Here is a 20041-nt window from a genome sequence, read left to right as displayed (position 1 = left end):
GTCCGGGTGCCCGCACGGGCACCCGGACGATTTACGGTCCGCTCGATAACAATTATCCGGCGACTTTCGGCAGATATTTTTTGCGGGTGCCGATGACCTCGCCGGCGAGTGCCTTGGTGCGGGGCTCGAGTCCGGATTTCTCCTCGCTGCCGGCCAGCCGCACACCCTGGTCGAAGTGCGCCTCGAGGTGGGCCAGCAGCAGTTTGTCGAACGCAGGTCCGCGCACCTTGGCGGCCTCCGCGACCAGTTCGGGGGTCATCATGCCCGGCATCGGCATGCCCTTGTGCGGGTTCTCGGCGGGGAGCTTCGCCTCGTCGTGCAGGGCCCGCAGGGTGGCCAGCTCCTGGTCGTTGACGGCTCTGACCTCGGTGACCAGTGCTTTGACCTCGGGGTCGGTGCTGTGTGCGGGGACCAGGTCGAGCAGCGGGAGCAGCTCCTCGTTCATCGCGATGTTGATCTCGACCCAGGCCAGGTCGGTGCCGCCGAAGAAGGACGACGCGGCGGAACTGGCCGCCGGCGGCGGGGCCGAGGCGGTGCCCGCGTCGCAGGCCGAGGCGCCCAGCAGCAGGGCGAGCAGACAGCCGGCCACGGCCGTGCGCTGCGGATAGATCACGCCGACTCCATTCCACACGGGGCGCGAAAGCCGAAAGGGAAGCGTCTCAGTGTCAATGCCGCCGACTCGGGTGTCAATGCGGCATTGGCCCTTCCTTCACGGCGTCATCTTTCAATTCCGGAACCCCAGCGTATTGACGTGACGCAACGTCCCCGTAACAATCGCAGCAGTGGGAGAGCGCTTTCCCAAGATCATTCCTCGAGCGACAGGTAGCGCCATGACTCCGATACCCCTGGCTGCGCCGCCCCGGCGCAGACGCCGCAAGTTCACCGTGCTCGCCGCCGTCCTCGCCACGGCGCTGGGCCTGACCGTCGCGTCCGTCACCACCTCGGCCAGTGCGGCCGACACGCTGCTGTCGCAGGGGAAGACCGCGACCGCCTCGTCGCAGGAGGGCGCCGACGTCTCGGCCGCGAAGGCAGTGGACGGCAACGCCGGTACGCGGTGGTCCAGCGTCTTCGCCGACCCGCAGTGGCTGCAGGTCGACCTCGGTGCCACCGCCACCATCAGTCAGGTGGTGCTGCAGTGGGAGGGCGCGTACGGGAAGGCGTACAAGATCCAGACCAGTGCGAACGGCACCGCCTGGACCGACGTCTACTCGACGACCACGGGCGCGGGCGGCACGGAAACGCTGGCCGTGACGGGGTCGGGGCGCTACGTCCGGATGTACGGCACGACCCGCGCGAGCGGCTACGGCTACTCGCTCTACGAGTTCAAGGTCTACGGCTCCACGAGTGCCAACCCGCCGCCGTCCGAGTGCGGCACGACCAACGCGGCCCAGGGGAAGACTGCGACCGCCTCGTCGCAGGAGGGCGCCGACGTCGCCGCCGCGAAGGCCGTGGACGGTGACGCCGGCACCCGCTGGTCGAGCCAGTTCAGTGACCCGCAGTGGTTGCAGGTCGACCTCGGCAGCACCCAGTCGATCTGCCGGGTGGTGCTGCAGTGGGAGGGCGCGTACGGCAAGGCGTACAAGATCCAGACCAGTGCGAACGGCACCACCTGGACCGACAGCTTCTCCACGGCCGCTGGTGCGGGCGGCACCGAGACCCTCGCCGTGACGGGCTCCGGCCGCTACGTGCGGATGTACGGCACCGTCCGTGGCAGCGGCTACGGCTACTCGCTGTACGAACTCAAGGTCTTCACCGGCTCGGGCAGCGTGACGCCGCCGCCGACGACGGGTGACCCTGTCGAGCCGACCGACCCGCGTAACCCCAACCTCGGCCCGAACGTCAACGTCTTCGACCCGTCGACGCCGGCCGCCACGATCCAGAACCGTCTGAACGCGCTCTTCACCGCGCAGGAGACCAACCAGTTCGGTCCCGAGCGCTACGCCGTGCTGTTCAAGCCGGGCAACTACTCGGCCGACGTCAACCTCGGCTTCTTCACCCAGGTGTCCGGGCTGGGCCTGTCGCCCGACGACGTCAACCTCAACGGCCACGTGCGTGTCGAGGCCGGCTGGATGAACGGCAACGCCACCCAGAACTTCTGGCGGGTCGCCGAGAACCTGTCGGTCACCCTCCCCGCCGGTACGACCGTCGAGCGGTACGCCGTCTCGCAGGCCGCGCCGTACCGCCGGATGCACCTCAAGGGTGCGGGCAACCAGATCCAGCTCTGGAACGGTGGTGACGGCTGGTCGTCCGGCGGCCTGATGGCCGACACCAAGGTGGACGGTGCGGTCGTCTCCGGCTCGCAGCAGCAGTGGTACTCGCGCAACAGCGAGTTCGGCAGCTGGGCCGGATCGGTCTGGAACATGGTCTTCCAGGGTGTGCAGGGCGCCCCCGCCCCCAACTTCCCCAATCCCTCCCACACGGTCATCAACACCACCCCCACGGTCCGGGAGAAGCCCTTCCTGTACGTGGACAGCACCGGCGAGTACAAGGTGTTCGTCCCGGCACTACGCCAGAACAGCACCGGCACGAGCTGGTACAACAAGACCCCGGCCGGCTCGTCGATCTCGCTGAGCGACTTCTCCGTCGTCCGTCCGGGCGCCACCGCGGCGACCATGAACGCCGCCCTCGCGCAGGGCAAGAACCTGCTGTTCACACCGGGCGTCTACAACGTCGACCAGGCGCTGCAGGTGAACCGCCCGGACACCGTGATCCTCGGTCTGGGTCTCGCCACACTGCGGCCGACCACGGGCACCGCGGCCGTCAAGATCGCCGACGTCGCCGGGGTGAAGCTGGCGGGTGTGCTCGTCGAGGCCGGCGCCACCAACTCGCCGACGCTGATCGAGGTCGGTCAGGCGGGCAGCAGCGCGAACAACGCCGCGAACCCGATCTCGCTGCACGACGTCTTCGTCCGGATCGGCGGCTCGGGCATCGGCCGGGCCACCACCAGCGTCGTCGTCAACAGCAACAACGTCATCGGCGACCACCTGTGGCTGTGGCGCGCGGACCACGGTGACGGCGTCGGCTGGTCGGTCAACACCGCCGACCAGGGCCTGGTCGTCAACGGCGCCGACGTCACGATGTACGGCCTGTTCGTCGAGCACTTCCAGAAGTATCAGACGGTCTGGAACGGCGAACGAGGCCGGACGTACTTCTACCAGAACGAGATGCCCTACGAGATGCCGAACCAAGCGTCCTGGATGAACGGGGCGACCCGTGGTTACGCGGCCTACAAGGTCGCCGACACGGTGAACACCCACCAGGCGTGGGGTCTGGGCAGCTACTGCGTCTTCACCCTCGACCAGTCGGTGGTGGGGGAGCGCGCGATCGAGGCCCCGGTCAAGCCCGGCATCCAGTTCACCAACATGGTCACCGTCTCGCTCGGCGGCCAGGGCACCATCAACAAGATCATCAACGACAAGGGTGGTACGGCGCAGAAGGGTGCGGAGATCCAGTACCTGACGTCCGGCCCGTAACAGAATTCCCTTGCGCGCCACGGTGCCACCGAGGCCGTGGCGCGCAGGGGCCTCCAGCTCCGTCAGGGATCCAGGTCCGCGCCGATGGCGTAGTGGTCCGACGGGTAGTGGCCGTCGATCGGGCGGTCGCCCGCGATGAAGGCCCCGCGGACCGTGACCGCCACACCCGGCCGCCCGGGCCGGACCAGCACGTGGTCGATCCGGCGGTCGATCAGTGTTGTCGCCTCCAGCGGCGCGTACGGCAGCAACGAGTCCAGTGTGGTCACCCCGGGATCACCGCCACCGGCTTCCCAGGTGTCGACGGTGACCTCACGCAGCGGCGCGAGCTCGGGCTCGTCCGGCGGGGCGTTCAGGTCGCCGACCAGCAGGACCGGCAGCGGGCCGTCCAGGGCGGGATCCATGATCAGTTCGGCCAGCGCCTCCGACTGGGCAAGACGGTCGGCCGCGTGGTGCGGCTCCCACTCCCGGCACGTGACGATGACGTGCAGCTCGCCGCGCGGATGGTCCAGGGTCGCGACCAGGGCCGTGGGCGGTTCACCACCGCGCTGCGGGTGCGGCAGCTCGTGCACCCTGGTCCGCAGGATCGGCCAGCGGCTGAGCAGACCGAGACCGACGGTCACCCCGGCCTGGTCCGGATGTTCGATCGGGTCCGGTGCCGGCGGCAGCGACGTGGGCGCAAAAGCCGCGTGCAGGCCGAGGATCCGCGCCAGCTCGTCCGGCTGAGTTGTCCCGTTCCCGGCCCAGGTCTCGACCAGCCCGATCACATCCGGCTGGTACGTCTCCAGGGTGATCTTGATGCCGGTGGCCCGCTCGCGCCAGTTGCCGCCGAAACGCCACCACACGTTCCAGGTCATGACCCGCATGCTCCGACCGTAAGCCCGCCGGGTTTCAACGGCACGGTGAGCCGGCCCGTTCTGCTGCTGGATCTCGACGGGGCGCCCCGGCGGTCATCTCGAGCGCGTCTTCCTCCCGGGTGAGAAACCCGTGCGCTACTGCCCCGGTCACGCCGCCTGGATCACCGAACTGGCCGCCGGGCTGACCTGGAGCGCTACGGCGCCAGGTCGAGGACCGAGAGCTGAGTGCCCGTGGTGCAGGCCATCAGGGTGCCCGCGGCCCGGCAGGCGAAGCTCTCCACCGGATCGATCAGGCCCCGCCACGTCACCCGGCCGGTGCGCTGGTCGAGCCGGCCGACCGCGGTGTTCCCCGGCGGGGCGCGGGTCGGGAGCAGCACGGCGACCGGCTCGTTCCTGTCGCTGTCGTTCCACGCGACACCGCCTGCCTCCAGGTCGATGATCGTCCGGCCGGTGCCGGTGTCGACCAGGATCGACCGGGACGCGTCCTCACCCTGGTCCATGAGGACACCGTCGCTCAACGAGATGGACAGGCCGCCGCCCTCGCGCTGCCAGAGCTTTTGCCCGGTGGCCAGATCGTGGCCCGACGTCCCGGCCTCGGTGGTGATGCAGAGGACCGGTGCGCAGCCGAAGAAGCCCTGGAACCGGTCGGCGCCGAGGTGCCAGAGCTCGCGCATCGTCATCGTGTCGTACGCCTTCAGCGTGGCCTTCCCGCCGTCCACGTCCTGCGTCAGCACGACGTCACCGGCGACGCCGAGGTCGGCCGAGGTGTCGTCCCGGCTCGCCCCGGCCAGTTGCGGCAGCCGGCGTGAGGTCACCAGCCGGCCGCCGGCCAGGTCCCGGACCTCGACCTGCCCGTCGTTCGCGGCGGTGACCAGCAGCCCGGCGGCCGTGTCGTCGGGAACCGCCCAGGTCCGCAGCCCGCGACCCGGGTGGGTCCAGACGGTGGCACCGCTGTGCACGTCCACCACCCGCAGCGAGCGCAGGGCGGCGCCGGTGTCGTCCCAGTCGGCGATCACGGCCCGTCCGTCCCGGGTGAACGAGAGATCACCCGGCAGCGTCCAGAGCTGCTGTCCGGTGGCCGTGTCGATGCCGACGGTCTCCTGCCCGGAGGTGCGGCTGACCCGGCTGCCGTCCTCCTGCCACTCGATCACCGGTTCGCGCTCGACCGGAAGCTGGATCACGCCGGACCGGATGAAACTCAGCGTGGTCGCCAGCCGCGCCACCGGCACACTCCAGCGGGTGGCGCCGGTACGCGGGTCGTACCGGGTGAGCCGGCGCTGGTCCTCCGCACCGGCGAGGACGTAGAGACCGTCGTTCATCATGGCGAAGGAACTGGAGACACTGACGTCGAGGCCGACACTCCAGAGCGGGAGCGGCGCCTGCGACCGGGGTGGCACCGAACCGGTGAGCGTGAGCGCACAGAGGACCGCGACGGCACCCGCCCCGAACCGCGGCAGCTGATGCCGCCAGTCAGGTGCGGGTGGTTCGGGAGCGTCGGCCGTGACCAGCCCGAGCTCGATGACGCTCACGGTCGCATCCTAGGGTGCGAGGTCGATGACCGTCAGCTCGAAGCCGGTCACACAGGCCATGATGGCGCCCGCCGATCGGCAGGCGAAACTGCCCACCGGGTCGATCGTGCCCAGCCAGGTGACCCGGCCCGTGCGCTGGTCCAGCCGGCCGGCCGCGGTGCGCCCCGCCGGGTCGCGGGTCGGCAGCAGCACGGGCAACGGTTCGACGGCCTCGCCGTCGTTCCACGCCACGCCGCCCGAGCCCAGGTCGACGAGGGTGCGCCCGGTGGCGGTGTCGATCAGCGCCGACCGGCTTCCGTCGTTGCCCTGGTCCAGGACGACGCCGGCACCCAGGTCGATCGACAGGCCGCTGCCCGGACGCCGCCAGAGCTGCCTCCCGGTGGCCGGGTCGACGCCGGCAGTCCCCGAATCGCTGGTGACACACAGGATCGGCGCACAGCCGTAGGAGCCCTGGAACCGTTCGGTGCCGAGGCGCCACCGCTCGCGCAACGTCGTCGCGTCGTGCGCGGTGAGGGCCTCCTGCTCCTTGAGCAGGACCAGATCGCCGGCGACGCCGAGGTCGGCCGGAGCGTCGTCCGGCCCGGTCCGCGTGAGCTGTGGCAGCACGCGTGACGTCACCAGCCGGCCGTCGGCGAGGTCGCGGACCTCGACCCGGCCGTCGGGCGCTGCGGTAACCACGCGGCTGGCGGCGATCGTGTCGGAGAGCCCCCAGGAACTCAGACCTCGGGCCGGGTGGGTCCAAACCGTGGCACCGCTCCGGACGTCGACGATGCGCAAGGACAGCAGGACGGAACCCGTTTCGTCCCAGTCGGCGGCGACGGCCAGTCCGTCCCGGGTGAAGGAGAGATCACCGGGAAGCATCCAGAGCTGCCGTCCGGTGGCCGCGTCGATGCCGATGGTCCTCCGCCCGGTCGTGCGGCTGACCCGGCTGCCGTCCTGTTGCCACTCGACGGCCGGTTCCGGCTCGACCGCCAGCTGGATCACCCCGGCCCGGACCAGGCCGAAGCTGCTCGCGAGCCGTGCCACCGGAACACTCCAGCGGGAGACACCCGTACGCCGGTCGTAAGCGGTGAGCCGGCGCCCCTGGCTCGTACCGGTGAGGACGTAGACGCCGTCGCCCGTCACGGCGAAGGAGCTGGCGACACTGACGTCGAGGCGGATGCTCCAGAGCGGGAGCGGCGCCCGCGAACGCGGCAGCGCCGATCCGGTGAGCGTGAGCGCGCACAGGACCGCGACAACCACGACCCCGGTCCGCGGGGGCACCCGCAGCCGCCGCGGGCGTGCCGGCGGCTCGGGAGCGTCACCGGGGATCAGCCCGAGCTCGATCACGCTGGACATCCATCGACTCTACAAAGCGCCGTGGCGCCCCCTCCCGGAAAGGAAGGGGCGCCACGGTTCCGGTACGGCGGCCACCGCCAGACGTCCGCCGTCGGTCCGTTGCTCAGCTGCGGTAGACGCCGAGCTCCCACAGGGAGTAGCCGTAATCGGTGGCGCGGGCGGTGCCGTTGACCCGGACGTACCGGCCGGTGCCGGAGATCGCCAGGTCGTCGAAGCCGCCGTTGCCGGCCGTCGCGGTGTGGACGGTGGTCCAGGTGCTGCCGTTGTCGGAGACCTGGACCGTGTACCCCTTGGCGTACGCGGCTTCCCAGGCCAGCAGCACCCGGTTGAACGACTGCACCGAGCCCAGGTCGACCTGCACCCAGGCGGTGTCGACCCATTCGCTGGCCCAGCGGGTGCTGTAGTTGCCGTCCACGGCGTACGCGGGCAGCTGTGGTCCGTTCGTGCCGGTCGGCTGGTAGGACGACGCGGTGACGGTCTTGCCCTGCGACAGGTTCGTGCCGGGGATCGTCGGCGGAACCACCTTGAACGAGCGCTGGTCGATGCCGACGTTGCCCTGCCCGTCGAAGGCGTAGACGTAGACCTTCCAGACCCCGAGCTGTTCGGGGGCCTTCGCGGTGAACGAGCCGTTGCCGTTGTCGGTGAAGACGACGTTGGTGAGGCCGGTCCCGCCGGTGATGTGCTTGTTGCTGTACATCAGGTTGTAGCGGATCAGGTCACCGTTCGGGTCGCTGACACCGGCGTTGATGGTGAACGTCCCGCCCGCCGGTACGGCGGTCTGGTTGCTCACCGACATCGAGTTGATCTCCGGCGGGGTGTTCGCCGAGGCCTGCCCGGTGTACGCCTGCTTCAGCGCGTGGTACCCGAGCCGGCGCCAGCCGCCGGTGAAGGTGTTGAGCCACACGCCGCCGAAGTCGTTCTCGAGACCGTAGTGGAACTCGGTCGCGCCGAGCGCCACACCCGGGTGCGACTTGATGGCGTTCCAGCTCGCGGTGTACCCGGCGCGTTTCTGCAGGTCGGTCGGCTCGGTCGGCACCCCGTTGACGTCGTTGGGCACCTCCCACTCGCCGTCCGGGCCACCCTCGGTCAGGATGTACGGCTTGGTGTAACCGCCGCTGATCCAGTCCTGCTTGACGCCGCCGATCGCGCCGTACGAGTTCACGGCCAGCAGGTCCAGCGCGGGCGAGTCGGCCTTGTAGTACTTCCACGCCCCGGTGTACGCGTCCGTCGAGGTGACCGGGTGGTTCGGGTCCGCGGCGTGGATCGCGACGGCCAATTCGTTGACGTACTTCGCGTACGCGACCCGCCGCGCCTCGACCTCGGCGGCGGAGAGCCCGTGGTCCTGCATCGTGAGGATGACCTCGTTGCCGACGTCCCACATCAGGACGCCCTGCTTGCCCTTGAGCGCGTTGACCCGGGCCACGATCTCGTTCTTCGTGTTGGTCTTGTACGCGGTGTCGTTCACGTAGTCCGCGCCCTGGTTGAGCCAGTGCCCGACGACGACCTTGATGCCCTGCTGGGCGGCGCGGTCGAGCAGCACCGGGGTGTTGGTGTCGTCGACACCCCAGAGGCGGATCGTGTTGACGCCCATGTTCTTCAGGTCGCGCATGTACCCGTCGGCGGCGGCCTGCGGCGGGCCGTACGTGATGCCCTTGACCTCGTACGGGGAGCCGTTGACGGTGAGCTGCCAGTTGCCCTGGGAGCCGGTGACCCGCACGGTCGACGGTCCGGACGGTGTGGCCGGGTCGGTCATAGCGGCCGGCGTGGTGCCGGTGGCGCGGGCGACCGTCACGGAGTCGACGCTGAGCACCCCGCCGGAGGTGGTCTCCGGGGTGGGGGTGGTGAAACCGGCGATGGCGTTCGGCAGCGAGCCGCCGATGGCCAGGTCGAAGCGGAGGAAGAAGCCGTGGTGCACGGCGGCGTTCCACGCGGTGACCCCGACCTGCGACTGCCGCACGACCCACGTCTGCCGGCCGTCGAGGTAGAAGCGGATCTCCTCGTCGGTCCTGGTCCGGTCGACGATCTGGGTGTACTCGTGGAATCCGGTCTGGCAGCCGGTGCAGCTGGCCAGCCCGCTCTGCCGCCCGTTGTACTCGGCGCACGGCCCGTCGGGCGCGGTGCCGCAGTGCAGGGTCTGCGACAGCTGGCTGCGGCCGTTGACGTCGGTCATGATGTCGGTCTCGCCGACACCGGGCCAGTTGGTGTAGTTGCCGCGGTAGGCCGCGCCGGTCGCGCGGAAGCCGGGCCAGTACCCCGCGGCGTTGGCGACGTCGGGCTGCTTGAGGACGGCGGTGAACTTCGTCTGCTGTCCGGCGAGCGGCTCGAAGTCGGTGCGCTGCGTCTCGATCCGGCCGGAGGTCCACTTGCCCGCGCCGTCCCGGATCGCCTTGATGTTGAGCTTGCCGGCGCCGTCGAGGTAGACGTTCGCGGTGGAGTCGCTCGCGGTCTCGACCTCACCGGTGCCCCAGTTGGCGGCGCCGCCGGGGTACTGGGTGCCGGTGCGCAGCAGCCAGTTCGCGGAGTTCGGTGAGGTGTTGGCGCCGCCGGTGAAGTCGTCGGTCCAGACCGTCGTGAAGTTGCCCGGGATCGGCGGCGGGGTGGTCGGGTCGGTCGGCGGGGTGCCACCACCACCGGTGAAGACCTTGAACTCGTAGAGCGAGTAGCCGTAGCCGCTGCCGCGCACGGTGCCGGACATGCGCACGTAGCGGCCGGTGCCGCTGACGGTCAGCGTCTCGGTGCCGCCGGCGCCCGTGGTCGTGGAGTAGACGTCGGTCCAGGTGGTGCCGTTCGCACTGGTCTGGATCTTGTACGCCTTGCCGTACGCGCCTTCCCACTGCAGCACGACCTGGCAGATCGTCTGGCTGGAGCCGAGGTCGACCTGCAGCCACTGCGGGTCGGCGAAGACGCTGGACCAGCGTGATCCCGCGTCACCGTCGACGGCCTTCGCGGCCGAGACGTCCGCACCCTCCTGAGAGGACGCGGTGGCGGTCCTGCCCTGCGCGGCGTTGCTGGTGCCGCATTCGGCCGGCGGAGGTGTGGCGCCGGTCGAGCCGTAGACCTTGAACTCGTAGAGCGAGTAGCCGTAGCCGCTCGCCCGCGCGGTGCCGTACATCCGGACGTACCGGCCGCTTCCGGTCACGGCCAGCGTTTCCGTGCCGCCCGCGCCGATGGTGGTCGAGTAGACGTCGGTCCAGGTGGTGCCGTTCGCACTGGTCTGGATCTTGTACGCCTTGCCGTACGCGCCCTCCCACTGCAGCACGACCTGGTTGATGGTGGCGGTCGCGCCGAGGTCGACCTGCAGCCACTGCGGGTCGGCGAAGACGCTGGACCAGCGGGTGCCGGCGTTGCCGTCGACCGCGTTGGCGGCCGCGACGTCGGCGCCCTCCTGCGACGAGGCGGTGGCTGTCCTGCCCTGCGACAGCAACGAATCGGCGGCGTGCGCGGTGAGCTGCACGACGCCGAGATAGGCGGCGACGACGGCGAGCACGGTGACGGGGATCAACCGGCGCCAGCGGCGGGGTCTGGGCGCTCGGGGAGGCGCCGGGGGAGAGGCCGGATGCACGGGAACTCCTGACGATCGGGGACGGAGTCGCGGGGAGCGGATCGAGATGATGGAGAGCGCTCTCCATGCTTGCCGCAGTGTTACGCCCGCTTTTCATTCGTGTCAATAGCGGAGGCGCGTGTGCGAGCTTCGAGCCGCCAAAGTCGTCCTGCTTATGCCGTCAAAGGCCGCTAATCGGATCTGGATCTCTTGACAGCGACGGCTGGAGCGACGAGGTTGGATGCTTCTTGGAGAGCGCTCTCCAAGCGTGGCCGGCGGCGCGAGCCGCCGGCCACGACCTCCTCCGCGGATTTGTTCGGGCAAGGATGTCGAGAACAGCGCGGGGTCTCCGACTCACCGGTGGAAGTGCCCCACCCGGGGCACCGATGAGCTGGGAGACTGAGCCATGAAGTACATGCTGATGATGTTCGGCGACGGCGCCACCATGATGCAGAGCCACACTCAGGAGTGGTTCGGCGAGATGATCGCGTTCATGGAGTCGTTCAACGCCGACCTGCAGAAATCCGGCGAGTTCCTCGTGGCCGAGGGCCTGGCCGACCCGTCCTCGGCCAAGACGGTCAGCCTCGTGGACGGTCAGGTGGTGGTCACCGACGGGCCGTTCGCGGAGGCCAAGGAGTCCCTCGCCGGATTCTGGATCCTCGATGTCGCCGACGAGAAGCGCGCGATCGAGCGGGCCGGCGAGGTTGTCGTCTGGGCCGAGCGGGTCGAGCTGCGCGAGGTTCCCGCGGGCCCGCCCGAGCTGTGACGACGGACGACCCCCGGATCGAGGGCCTGCTGCGCGAGCTGGCGCCGCAGGCCCTCGGGTTCCTCGTCCGCCGGTACGGGCAGTTCGACGCGGCCGAGGACGCGGTGCAGGAAGCGCTGCTCTCCGCCGCGCTCAAGTGGCCCGTCGAAGGGCTGCCGGACAACCCGCGTTCCTGGCTCATCACGGTGGCCGGGCGGCGCCTGGTCGACGAGTGGCGCAGCGAGAGCGCACGCCGGGCCCGCGAGGAGAACGTCGCGCTGCTCGAACCGTCCGGACCGGCCGCCGCGCCGGAGGAGGACGACACCCTCACCCTGCTGTTCCTGTGCTGCCATCCCTCGCTGTCCGGGCCCTCGCAGCTCGCGCTGACCCTGCGGGCGGTCGGTGGCCTCAGCACGGCCGAGATTGCCCGAGCCTTCCTCGTCCCCGAGGCCACGATGGCGCAGCGCATCAGCCGCGCCAAACAGCGGATCCGGGCCAGCGGGCTGGGTTTCACCGCACCACCCGAGGGTGAGCGCGCCGAGCGGCTGCGGGTGGTGCGGCAGGTGCTCTACCTCGTCTTCAACGAGGGCTACACGACCAGCGCCGGGGCGCAGCTGCACCGTGCCGACCTGACCGCCGAGGCGATCCGGCTGACCCGGATGCTGCACCGGCTGGTCCCCGGTGACGGCGAGACCGCCGGGCTGCTGGCGCTGATGCTGCTCACCGACGCGCGCCGGGCCGCCCGGACGGACGCCCACGGTGCGCTGGTCCCGCTCGACGAGCAGGACCGGACGTTGTGGAACACCGCCTTCATCACCGAGGGGGTGGCGCTGGTCTCGGGAACGCTCGGCCGTGGGCCGATCGGGGCGTACCAGTTGCAGGCCGCGATCGCCGCGCTGCACGACGAGGCCACGACCGCCGCGGCGACCGACTGGCCGCAGATCCTCGCGCTCTACGACGTGCTCGAACGCGTCTCACCCGGGCCGGTGGTCACGCTGAACCGCGCGGTCGCCGTGGCTCGCGCCCGGGGACCGCTGGCCGGTCTGGCCGTGCTCGCCGAGCTGGACAGCGACGAGCGGATGGCCGCCAACCACCGGCTCGAGTCGGTCCGGGCCCATCTGCTCGAGCTCGCCGGTGACACCGCGGCCGCGCACGCCTGTTACCTGCGGGCGGCGGAGATGACGGCCAGCCTGCCCGAGCAGCGCTATCTGACACTGCGGGCTGCCGCGCTCGCGACCCGTACAACATCCGAACATTGAGCCGCCGCCCGGACGGGCATGATGGTGCGGTGAGCGACAAAGGTCTGATTCTGCTCGTCGAGGACGAGCGGCCCATCGCGGACCTGGTCCGGCTCTACCTGACCCGGGACGGCTTCGGTGTGCACGTCGAGCACGACGGCACGGCCGGGCTGGCGGCGGCGCGGCGGCTGCGACCGGTCGCGTGTGTGCTCGACATCGCGCTGCCGGGTCTGGAGGGCACCGAGATCTGCCGACGGCTGCGGGAGGACGGCGACTGGACACCGGTCGTGTTCCTCACCGCCCGCGACGACGAGGTCGACCGGATCCTCGGGCTCGAGCTCGGCGGCGACGACTACCTGACCAAGCCGTTCAGCCCGCGGGAGCTCGTGGCGCGGGTGCGGGCGCTGCTGAGGCGTGCCTCGGGTCCTCCCGACGGCGGGCGGGTCCGGACCCTCGGGCCGCTGCAGCTCGACCCCGGCCGGCGCCTGGCCACGGTGGACGGCTCACCCCTGGCGCTGACCCCGACGGAGTTCGACCTGCTCGGTCACCTGCTCGCCCGCCCGGGACAGGTCTTCACCCGCGAGCAGCTGCTGGCCAGTGTCTGGGGCTACGCGGCGCACGCCGGCACACGGACGGTCGACGTGCACGTGGCCCAGGTCCGCGCCAAGCTGGGCCCGGCCGCGGGCCTGATCCGCACCGTGCGCGGCGTCGGTTACACCGCCGATGCGTAGGTTCCTCGGCACCCTGTCCGGGCGGACGGTGCTGGTCACGGCGGCCACCGCGGTCGTTGCCGTGATCATCACCGCGCTCGTGGCCCTCCCGATCGCCGTGCGGTCCGCCAACAACGCCGCCCGCGAGGACCTGATCGAAAAATCGGCGCTCGCTGTCGAGCTCCTCACCACCGAGCGCCAGGTCGCCCGCGAACGCATCGTCTCGCGCCTGCGCGCCGACGGCGTCGACGTCTACCTGATCCGGCGCGGCACCGTCGACCGGGCCGGGCTGCCGGACCGGGTGGTGACCGACGTCGCGGGCGGCACGATCGTCGACACCCGCGGCCTGGTCGGGGAGCGGTCCGTCCTGATCGTCGGGCGCCCGTTGCGCGGCAACAACAGCGGCGTGGTGCTGACCCGCGACACGGCGTCCGGCACGGCCGCCCGGGTCCTCGGCGGGGTGTGGGTCGCGCTGCTGGCCGGCCTGGTCGGCGGGGTCCTGGCCGGAGCGCTGCTGGCCCGGTTCATCGCCCGGCCGCTGCGGCAGGCCGCCGTCGCCGCGGGCCGACTCACCGCCGGTGACCGCTCGGTCCGGCTGGTGGTCCGCCCGCCCGAGGAGGTGGCCGAGATCGCCTCCGCCCTCAACCAGCTCGGCGCGGCGCTGCAGATCAGTGAAGGCCGCGAACGCGACTTCCTGCTTTCTGTCTCCCACGAGCTGCGTACGCCTCTGGCCACGATCCGGGGGTACGCGGAAGCCCTGACCGACGGGGTGATCGAAGCCGACGGTGTGTCCCGCGCGGGGGAGACCATGGTCGCGGAGGCCGACCGGCTGGACCGCCTCATCTCCGACCTGCTGGTGCTCTCCCGGCTCGAAGCGGCGGATCTGCCGGTCGACATCGTGGCGGTGGACCTGGTCGAGCTGGTCCGGGCGGCCGCCGAGGCCTGGGCGCCGAGGTGTGCGCCGGACGGCCCGCGGCTGCTGACCGAGCTGAACTCCGGGCCGGTGCTCGTCGACACGGACGCCGGTCGCATCCGGCAGGTCGTCGACGGGCTCTGCGAGAACGCCCTGCGGGTCGTGCCGGCCGGTGCGCCGCTGGTCCTCGCGGTGCGGGCCGGTGAGCGCGGCGGTGTGGTCGAGATCCGCGACGGCGGCCCGGGCTTCACCGACGAGGACCTGGCGGTGGCTTTCCAGCGCGGCGCCCTGCACCAGCGGTACAGGGGGATCCGCCGGACGGGCAGCGGTCTCGGCCTGGCCCTGGCGGCGCGGCTGGTCACCCGGCTCGGAGGTGCCATCAGCGCGGGCCACGCCCCGGAGGGCGGCGCGATGTTCACGGTGACACTTCCTTACACAACCCGAACGTGACGCTGATCCGGCCCGAGCACGGCCGGCGCAGTCTTTCCCCCATGACACGAACCCGTATCGCGCTGACCCTGACCACGCTGGGACTCGCCGGTCTGCTCGGGCTGACAGCCTGCGGAGCCGGCACGGGCCCGGCGGAAGCTCCGGCGGCCGATGTCGCCGACGAGGCTTTCGCCCTGCAGGCGGTCGGTCTGGAGACCGGTGTCGAGGCCGCCCCGGCCCCGTCCGCCTCGGCCGGCACCGGGAAGGACAAGGGCCGGAAGCACCCCGGCGCCCGCAAGTTCCTGCGCAAGAACACCCTGCACGGCGAGATCACGATGCAGGGCAAGGACGGCGTCAAGACCGTCGTGGTGCAGCGCGGCACCATCACCGCGGTCGACGGGACGACCGTCAGCGTCAAGTCGGCCGACGGCTTCAGCCTGACGTGGACGCTGGGCGACAAGGCCCGGATCGTCCAGGACAAGAAGGCGGTCGAGGCTTCGTCGTTGAAGAGCGGCACCGAGGTCGGCGTCGCCGGTGCCAAGGACGGCGACAAGAGTGTCGCCCGGCTCGTCGCGATCAAGTAATGGGTCAGGGCCCGCGTTCCTGGTGGAACGCGGGCCCTTCCCCGCCCCCTCGATAAAGATCGTGGTTACTGCAGGACCGCACCCATCGGCGACATCAGCAGCTTGCCGAAGGCCTCCGCGGTGCAGTCCAGCCGCTCCCGCTCGCGGCCCAGGGCCTTCAGGTCGTGGCGTACGGCCCAGAGCTTCTGGGAATTGCGCCAGGCGACGTTGCGGGTGTATTCGACGAGCTCGCCCTGCCACCAGTCGTCCAGGTCGCCGTTCATCATGTCGATGATCAGCTGCCACTTCTCCAGGAAGCCGCGGCGCAGACCCGGGATCGACTCGGCGAAGATGGCGTTGATCTGCAGGTAGTCGTGGTGCTGGTCGCTGCCGTCGCACGGGTCCGACCCGAGGTGGTCGAACGTCGTGACCAGGGCGAACGGCAGGTCGAAGTTGATGTGGGCGTTGACCCCGGCGGCAGCCGACGGCAGCGGCCGGGCGTCCGGCCCCGGGATGCGGTGGAACAGCACGGACCAGGCGCGCGGGCAGCCGGCGCTCATGTCGGACCACTGCCGCAGGGCGTCGAAATACCGGGCGGCGAACTCGACGTCGAGCCGGGACAGGAACGCCGGGTCGGCGAACCGGCCCGCGTACAGGCGCTCGAGCACGCTGGTCGTGATGGTCAGGTAGAGCTTGTTGAAGTCGGCGAGCGGGTTGCTGCCGAGCAGGGGTGGCACCCGGAGCAGCACGTCCTGGAGCTTCGTGAGCTGATCGACCACCGCCGGCACGTCGTCGGGGTGTCCGGCCAGCACATCGGCCATGTCCTGTTGCACAGGCCCCCAGACGGAGTCGGCGGTCATAACGGTCCTCCACAGACGGAACTTCACGGCGGAGGCCCTCCAGCACCGCCCGGCGACCTCGGGCCACCGGGCGGTGCTCCCCCGAACGAGAGTCAGCCTGTCACCGGCGACGTACGGGGGGATCGGTAGAACGACGTATTCGTGATACGTATGTAACGAAAAGGTCACGCCGCCCGGAGGAAAACACGGCTGGCCTGCACCCGGGTGCGGACCTGGAGCTTGTCGAAGATGTGCCCCACGTGCACGCCGACCGTCCGCTCGCTGATGAACAGCGCCTGGCCGATCTCGCGGTTGGTCAGCCCCTCGGCCACCAGAACCAGTACCTCACGCTCACGATCGGTGAGAACGCCCAGCTCGTCACCGGTGTCGCGGTCGGGCGCACGCAGCGGCACGGTGTCCTCGTCACCGGTCAGCGCCACGCGCGCACGGGTGGCCACCGCGGTGATCTCGGCCGCGAACGGTTTGGCGCCCATCGCGCGGGCGGTCGCGTACGCCTCGCGCAGCGCCGTCGTGGCCGCCGCCCGGCTGCGGGCCGACCGGCTCGGCCGCCGGGCGAACGACGCCTCGGCCTGCCTGAGCCGCGAGTACGCCGCCGGATAGGGCTGCTTGCGCCTGTCCCAGGACGCGGCCGCGCGCGCCCACAGCTCGGGGTCGTTGCGCTCGTCGATCCGGCTCTGCTCGGCCGCGCACAGGTCGAGATATCCGTCGACGACGGCCCGGACCGCCGGCGCGGCGTTGCCCGCGCCCTTGGCCATCCGCTCGACCACGGTCTGCAGCCGGCGCACCGCCGCCGGATCGACCGGCACCTCACCGCCGGCCTGCGCCTCGGCCTCGGCGCGCAGCCCGTGCCAGGCCAGCACACCGAGCAGCACCAGATCGTCGGAACGGGTCTCGGTCAGGCCGCGCTGCACGGCCGTCCGGGCCTCGGCGTGCCGGCCCTGCCACATGGCCAGTCCGGCACGCAGCGTCAGCATCGGCAGCACGTGGCGGGCGCCGCCACCGGCCAGGATCGTGGCGACCGCGTCCAGGTCGCGGTTGGCCTGCTCGACGTCACCGAAGCCGACCCACAGCCGGCACCGCGAGAGCAGCAGCTCCACCGCGTCGGCGCCGGACGGGCGGTGCCGCATCGCCGTGTCCAGCACCCGCTCGGCCTCGGCCCAGTCGCCGACCCGGAAGAGACCGTTCGCGGCGATCGCCAGCAGACGCGTCTGATAGCTGCGGCCCAGACCCATCGCGGCGAGCTTCTCGGCGCCGCGGCGGGCGACGAGCACACCCTCCTCGACGCTGTTGAGCGGGCCCGTGAGCAGCTCGGCGAGGTGCAGATAGGCGCAGCCGACGTCGTCCGGGTGCCCCGACCGCTCCGCGATCTCGACAGCCTGCCGGATCACCGCGAGCCCGGCGTCCGGGTCCTCCCGGAAGGCCAGGCTGAAACCGAGCGCGGCGCTGGCCCGGACCAGATCGGCGGTCGACCCGTCGGAGGCTTCGGACAGCTCCAGGGCGTCGCGGGCGCGGACACCGGCGTCGGCATAACGCCCCAGGTGGACCAGGAGCTCGGCGAGGTGCGCCGCCGCGCTTGCCTGCTCCGCGGGTGTGCACTCCCCGACGGCGAGCGCGCGTTCGTACTCGATCTCGGCGGTGGCGGACCGCCCGGCCGCCGCCAGATAGCGGGCCCGGCGCAGGTGGATCTCGCACTTGCCGGGGCCGTCCGGGCGCGCGGCCAGCTCCTCGATGCGGGTCAGCGCCCGCTGGTGCTCGCCGCAGCGGTGGGCGGCCTCCGCGGCGCGGGAGAGCAGCTCGGTGCGCTGGGCATCGTCGTCGCCGGTCAGCTCGAGGGCCAGCGTCCAGTACCGGTGGGACTCGACGTAGCCGTAGAGCTGCTCGGCGTCGCGCGCGGCGGCGATCACCGACGGCAGCGCGCGGACCGGCTCACCCGCCTGCCGCCAGTGGTGGGCCAGCCGGGCATGGTCCGGGCCGCAGGGAGACGCCTCGATGGCCTCCGCGTAGCGGCGGTGGCGGGCAGCACTCTCGGCCGGCAGGACCTCGTGCTCCAGCACCTCGGCGACCACCCGGTGCCGCAGCCGGTAGCCGTCGGCGGCGCTGGTCACGAAGCGGTGCGCGACCGCGGCGCGGATCGCCTCGATCAACTCGGTCTCGGGCAGCGGCAGCACGCGGGCCAGCAGTGCGTGCTCGACCGGCTCGACACCGGCGGCGACGGCGTGCACCACCTCGTGAGCGTGCGGGGGCAGCTCGTCGACGCGGGACAGGAAGATCTCGCGCAGGGTGTCGGACAGCTCGACCCGGCCGTCGCGCAGGTCCCGGGCCAGCTCCTCGACCACGAACGGGTTGCCGCCGCTGCGCTTGTAGACCCGGTCGGCGTCCTCCGGCGCCACGTCCGCCCCGGCGATGGCCGCCACCAGCTCATCGGTGGCGTCACGGTCGAGCGGGGCCAGATCGAGCACGCGTACGGACCGGAGCCGCCGCAACTCGGCCAGCACCCGCCGCAACGGGTGGGAACCGTGCAGGGACTCCGCTCGCACCGCCGCCAGCACCGACAGGTTGAGCTCGCCGAGACCGGCCAGCAGGTAGAGCAGCAGCTGACGGGTGCTGCGGTCGGCCCACTGGAGGTCGTCGAGGACCAGCAGCAGCCGGCGTCCCTGCGCCAGCGAGCGCAGCTCCCGGGAGACCCGCTCGAGCAGCGCGCCGGCGCCGTCCTGACCGGTGCCCGAGTCGGCCGGGCCGGGCTCGGTGTGCACCCCGGCGCGCCGCAGCGCCTGCAGCACCGGGTGCAGGGGAGAGGCGTCACCGATGTCGAGGCAGGTGCCGGAGAGCACGGCGGCTCCGGCGGAGCGCAGCGCCTCCGCCGTCTCACGGAGTAACCGGCTCTTGCCGACTCCGCTCTCCCCGGTGACGAACACCGCGGCCGTCCCGCCGGGACCGGCCGCCAGCAGATCGGTGCGAACTGCGGTCAAAGTGCCGGAACGTCCGACAAGTGGCGCGTCGTCCCCCTCGCTGGCCATGCGTGGCAGCCTAATGCCGATCCGGGTAGCAGGTTCTCGTCGGTTCGGACTGTTCTGCGTCACAAATTCGACCGTGAGGCGCGTGTCACAGATACGTCATTCTGCCGATCCGCCGTCCCGCCCCCCGATGACACCGTTGCCTCGCCAACGCGGCGAAGGAGCGTGGGACATGAACGGTACGACGGCCGGCCTGCGGTGCCGGCGACAGACAGTGACGGTGTTGTTCGTCGACATCGTGGGCTTCACCAGCCTCGTCGACGAGCTCGACTGCTCGGACGTCCGGGATCTGCAGGTCGACTACTTCTCGGTCGTGTCGGACCGGGTGCGGGCGGCGGGCGGGATCGTGGAGAAGTTCATCGGGGACGCCGTGATGGCGGTCTTCGGCACCACCGGCCCGGCCGCGGGCTCGGCGGAGGAGATCGGGTGCGCGGCGGCGAGCGCCGTCGAAGCGGGCCTGCGGGTCCAGGAAGCGCTGCGGGGGCGCCTCCTGGCCGGCCGGTACCCGGTGCTGACCCGGGTGGGCCTGGCCACCGGCGACGCCATCGTCGACCTGGAAGAGACCCGCGACGGCGGGTACGGCATGGTCAGCGGCAGCGTGGTGAGCACCGCCTCGCGGCTGCAGGCGTACGCCCCGCACGACACGGTCGTGGTCTGCGCCGCGACCCGTGAGGTCACCGACACCGCGGTGGCGTACCAGGAGATGCCGCCGGTGTCCGTGGCCGGCAAGGCGGCGCCGGTGGAGATCTGGCGGGCCCTGCACCCGCAGGTCGTGCCCGCGGGTCGTTCGCTGCAGGCGTGCGGCTGACAATCCTTCAGCGGACGCGGCGCGCG

The 20041-nt window shown here is 71.3% G+C and carries 14 protein-coding genes; 7 read left to right on the top strand and 7 right to left on the bottom strand.

All coding sequences use genetic code 11. The annotated features are described in order from the left end of the window. Positions 1 to 52 precede the first annotated feature (52 nt). A complete protein-coding gene (locus tag AFR_RS32250; RefSeq protein ID WP_023561013.1) occupies positions 53 to 613 on the bottom strand; it encodes a DUF305 domain-containing protein in 561 nt (186 codons plus the stop codon). Positions 614 to 830: 217 nt separating this feature from the next. On the opposite strand from AFR_RS32250, the gene AFR_RS32245 reads away from it, so the two are divergent. After that, positions 831 to 3473, top strand: a complete 2643-nt coding sequence (locus tag AFR_RS32245) for a discoidin domain-containing protein (RefSeq protein ID WP_023561012.1) — start codon at positions 831 to 833, stop codon at positions 3471 to 3473. Between the two features lie 62 nt (positions 3474 to 3535). On the opposite strand, the gene AFR_RS32240 is transcribed toward AFR_RS32245, so the two are convergent. From AFR_RS32240 to AFR_RS32225, 4 genes are all read right to left on the bottom strand, one after another. Then, positions 3536 to 4336, bottom strand: coding sequence for an endonuclease/exonuclease/phosphatase family protein (locus AFR_RS32240; RefSeq protein ID WP_084298208.1), 801 nt, complete (start codon positions 4334 to 4336; stop codon positions 3536 to 3538). 185 nt (positions 4337 to 4521) lie between these two features. Continuing rightward, positions 4522 to 5856 carry an outer membrane protein assembly factor BamB family protein gene (locus AFR_RS32235; RefSeq protein ID WP_023561010.1) on the bottom strand — a complete coding sequence of 445 codons (1335 nt, stop codon included), beginning with the start codon at positions 5854 to 5856 and terminating at the stop codon, positions 4522 to 4524. Between the two features lie 9 nt (positions 5857 to 5865). Next, positions 5866 to 7194: an outer membrane protein assembly factor BamB family protein gene (locus AFR_RS32230; protein WP_023561009.1), complete on the bottom strand. Its 1329-nt coding sequence runs from the start codon at positions 7192 to 7194 to the stop codon at positions 5866 to 5868. 103 nt (positions 7195 to 7297) lie between these two features. Then, on the bottom strand, positions 7298 to 10696 hold the full coding sequence (locus tag AFR_RS32225; RefSeq protein ID WP_023561008.1) for a discoidin domain-containing protein: 3399 nt from the start codon (positions 10694 to 10696) through the stop codon (positions 7298 to 7300). 445 nt (positions 10697 to 11141) lie between these two features. Here AFR_RS32225 and AFR_RS32220 point away from each other — a divergent pair, with 445 nt between their 5' ends. Genes AFR_RS32220 through AFR_RS32200 form a run of 5 tightly spaced genes read left to right on the top strand, consistent with a single transcriptional unit; the run spans position 11142 to position 15354 of the window. Continuing rightward, complete coding sequence (locus tag AFR_RS32220; RefSeq protein ID WP_023561007.1) at positions 11142 to 11501, top strand: YciI family protein; 360 nt, start codon at positions 11142 to 11144, stop codon at positions 11499 to 11501. Then, positions 11498 to 12739, top strand: coding sequence for an RNA polymerase sigma factor (locus AFR_RS32215; RefSeq protein WP_023561006.1), 1242 nt, complete (start codon positions 11498 to 11500; stop codon positions 12737 to 12739). The genes AFR_RS32220 and AFR_RS32215 overlap by 4 nt, the downstream gene beginning before the upstream one ends. Before the next feature lie 29 nt (positions 12740 to 12768). Further along, on the top strand, positions 12769 to 13449 hold the full coding sequence (locus AFR_RS32210) for a response regulator transcription factor (protein WP_023561005.1): 681 nt from the start codon (positions 12769 to 12771) through the stop codon (positions 13447 to 13449). After that, positions 13442 to 14791, top strand: coding sequence for a HAMP domain-containing sensor histidine kinase (locus AFR_RS32205; protein WP_023561004.1), 1350 nt, complete (start codon positions 13442 to 13444; stop codon positions 14789 to 14791). The genes AFR_RS32210 and AFR_RS32205 overlap by 8 nt, the downstream gene beginning before the upstream one ends. Positions 14792 to 14832: 41 nt before the next feature. Next, positions 14833 to 15354 carry a hypothetical protein gene (locus AFR_RS32200; protein WP_023561003.1) on the top strand — a complete coding sequence of 174 codons (522 nt, stop codon included), beginning with the start codon at positions 14833 to 14835 and terminating at the stop codon, positions 15352 to 15354. A gap of 65 nt (positions 15355 to 15419) precedes the next feature. Here AFR_RS32200 and AFR_RS32195 read toward each other — a convergent pair whose 3' ends face one another. Together AFR_RS32195 and AFR_RS32190 are read right to left on the bottom strand one after the other, a co-directional pair. Further along, on the bottom strand, positions 15420 to 16193 hold the full coding sequence (locus AFR_RS32195; protein ID WP_023561002.1) for a DUF5995 family protein: 774 nt from the start codon (positions 16191 to 16193) through the stop codon (positions 15420 to 15422). 164 nt (positions 16194 to 16357) lie between these two features. After that, on the bottom strand, positions 16358 to 19210 hold the full coding sequence (locus AFR_RS32190; RefSeq protein ID WP_023561001.1) for a helix-turn-helix transcriptional regulator: 2853 nt from the start codon (positions 19208 to 19210) through the stop codon (positions 16358 to 16360). A 169-nt stretch (positions 19211 to 19379) separates the two neighbouring features. On the opposite strand from AFR_RS32190, the gene AFR_RS32185 reads away from it, so the two are divergent. Further along, on the top strand, positions 19380 to 20015 hold the full coding sequence (locus AFR_RS32185; protein ID WP_023561000.1) for an adenylate/guanylate cyclase domain-containing protein: 636 nt from the start codon (positions 19380 to 19382) through the stop codon (positions 20013 to 20015). Positions 20016 to 20041: the final 26 nt, after the last annotated feature.

Origin of the sequence: Amorphoplanes friuliensis DSM 7358, assembly GCF_000494755.1 — a bacterium.
In the GTDB taxonomy this organism is placed as follows: Bacteria; Actinomycetota; Actinomycetes; order Mycobacteriales; family Micromonosporaceae; genus Actinoplanes; species Actinoplanes friuliensis.
This window is presented reverse-complemented; position numbering and strand designations above follow the sequence as displayed.

Bases quoted from the DNA above. Each gene is read 5' to 3' on its own strand.
- AFR_RS32185 (WP_023561000.1), top strand. From the start codon at position 19,380: ATGAACGGTACGACGGCCGGCCTGCGGTGCCGGCGACAGACAGTGACG.
- AFR_RS32190 (WP_023561001.1), bottom strand. From the start codon at position 19,210: ATGGCCAGCGAGGGGGACGACGCGCCACTTGTCGGACGTTCCGGCACT.
- AFR_RS32200 (WP_023561003.1), top strand. From the start codon at position 14,833: ATGACACGAACCCGTATCGCGCTGACCCTGACCACGCTGGGACTCGCC.
- AFR_RS32195 (WP_023561002.1), bottom strand. From the start codon at position 16,193: ATGACCGCCGACTCCGTCTGGGGGCCTGTGCAACAGGACATGGCCGAT.
- AFR_RS32230 (WP_023561009.1), bottom strand. From the start codon at position 7,194: ATGTCCAGCGTGATCGAGCTCGGGCTGATCCCCGGTGACGCTCCCGAG.
- AFR_RS32245 (WP_023561012.1), top strand. From the start codon at position 831: ATGACTCCGATACCCCTGGCTGCGCCGCCCCGGCGCAGACGCCGCAAG.
- AFR_RS32220 (WP_023561007.1), top strand. From the start codon at position 11,142: ATGAAGTACATGCTGATGATGTTCGGCGACGGCGCCACCATGATGCAG.
- AFR_RS32205 (WP_023561004.1), top strand. From the start codon at position 13,442: ATGCGTAGGTTCCTCGGCACCCTGTCCGGGCGGACGGTGCTGGTCACG.
- AFR_RS32240 (WP_084298208.1), bottom strand. From the start codon at position 4,336: ATGCGGGTCATGACCTGGAACGTGTGGTGGCGTTTCGGCGGCAACTGG.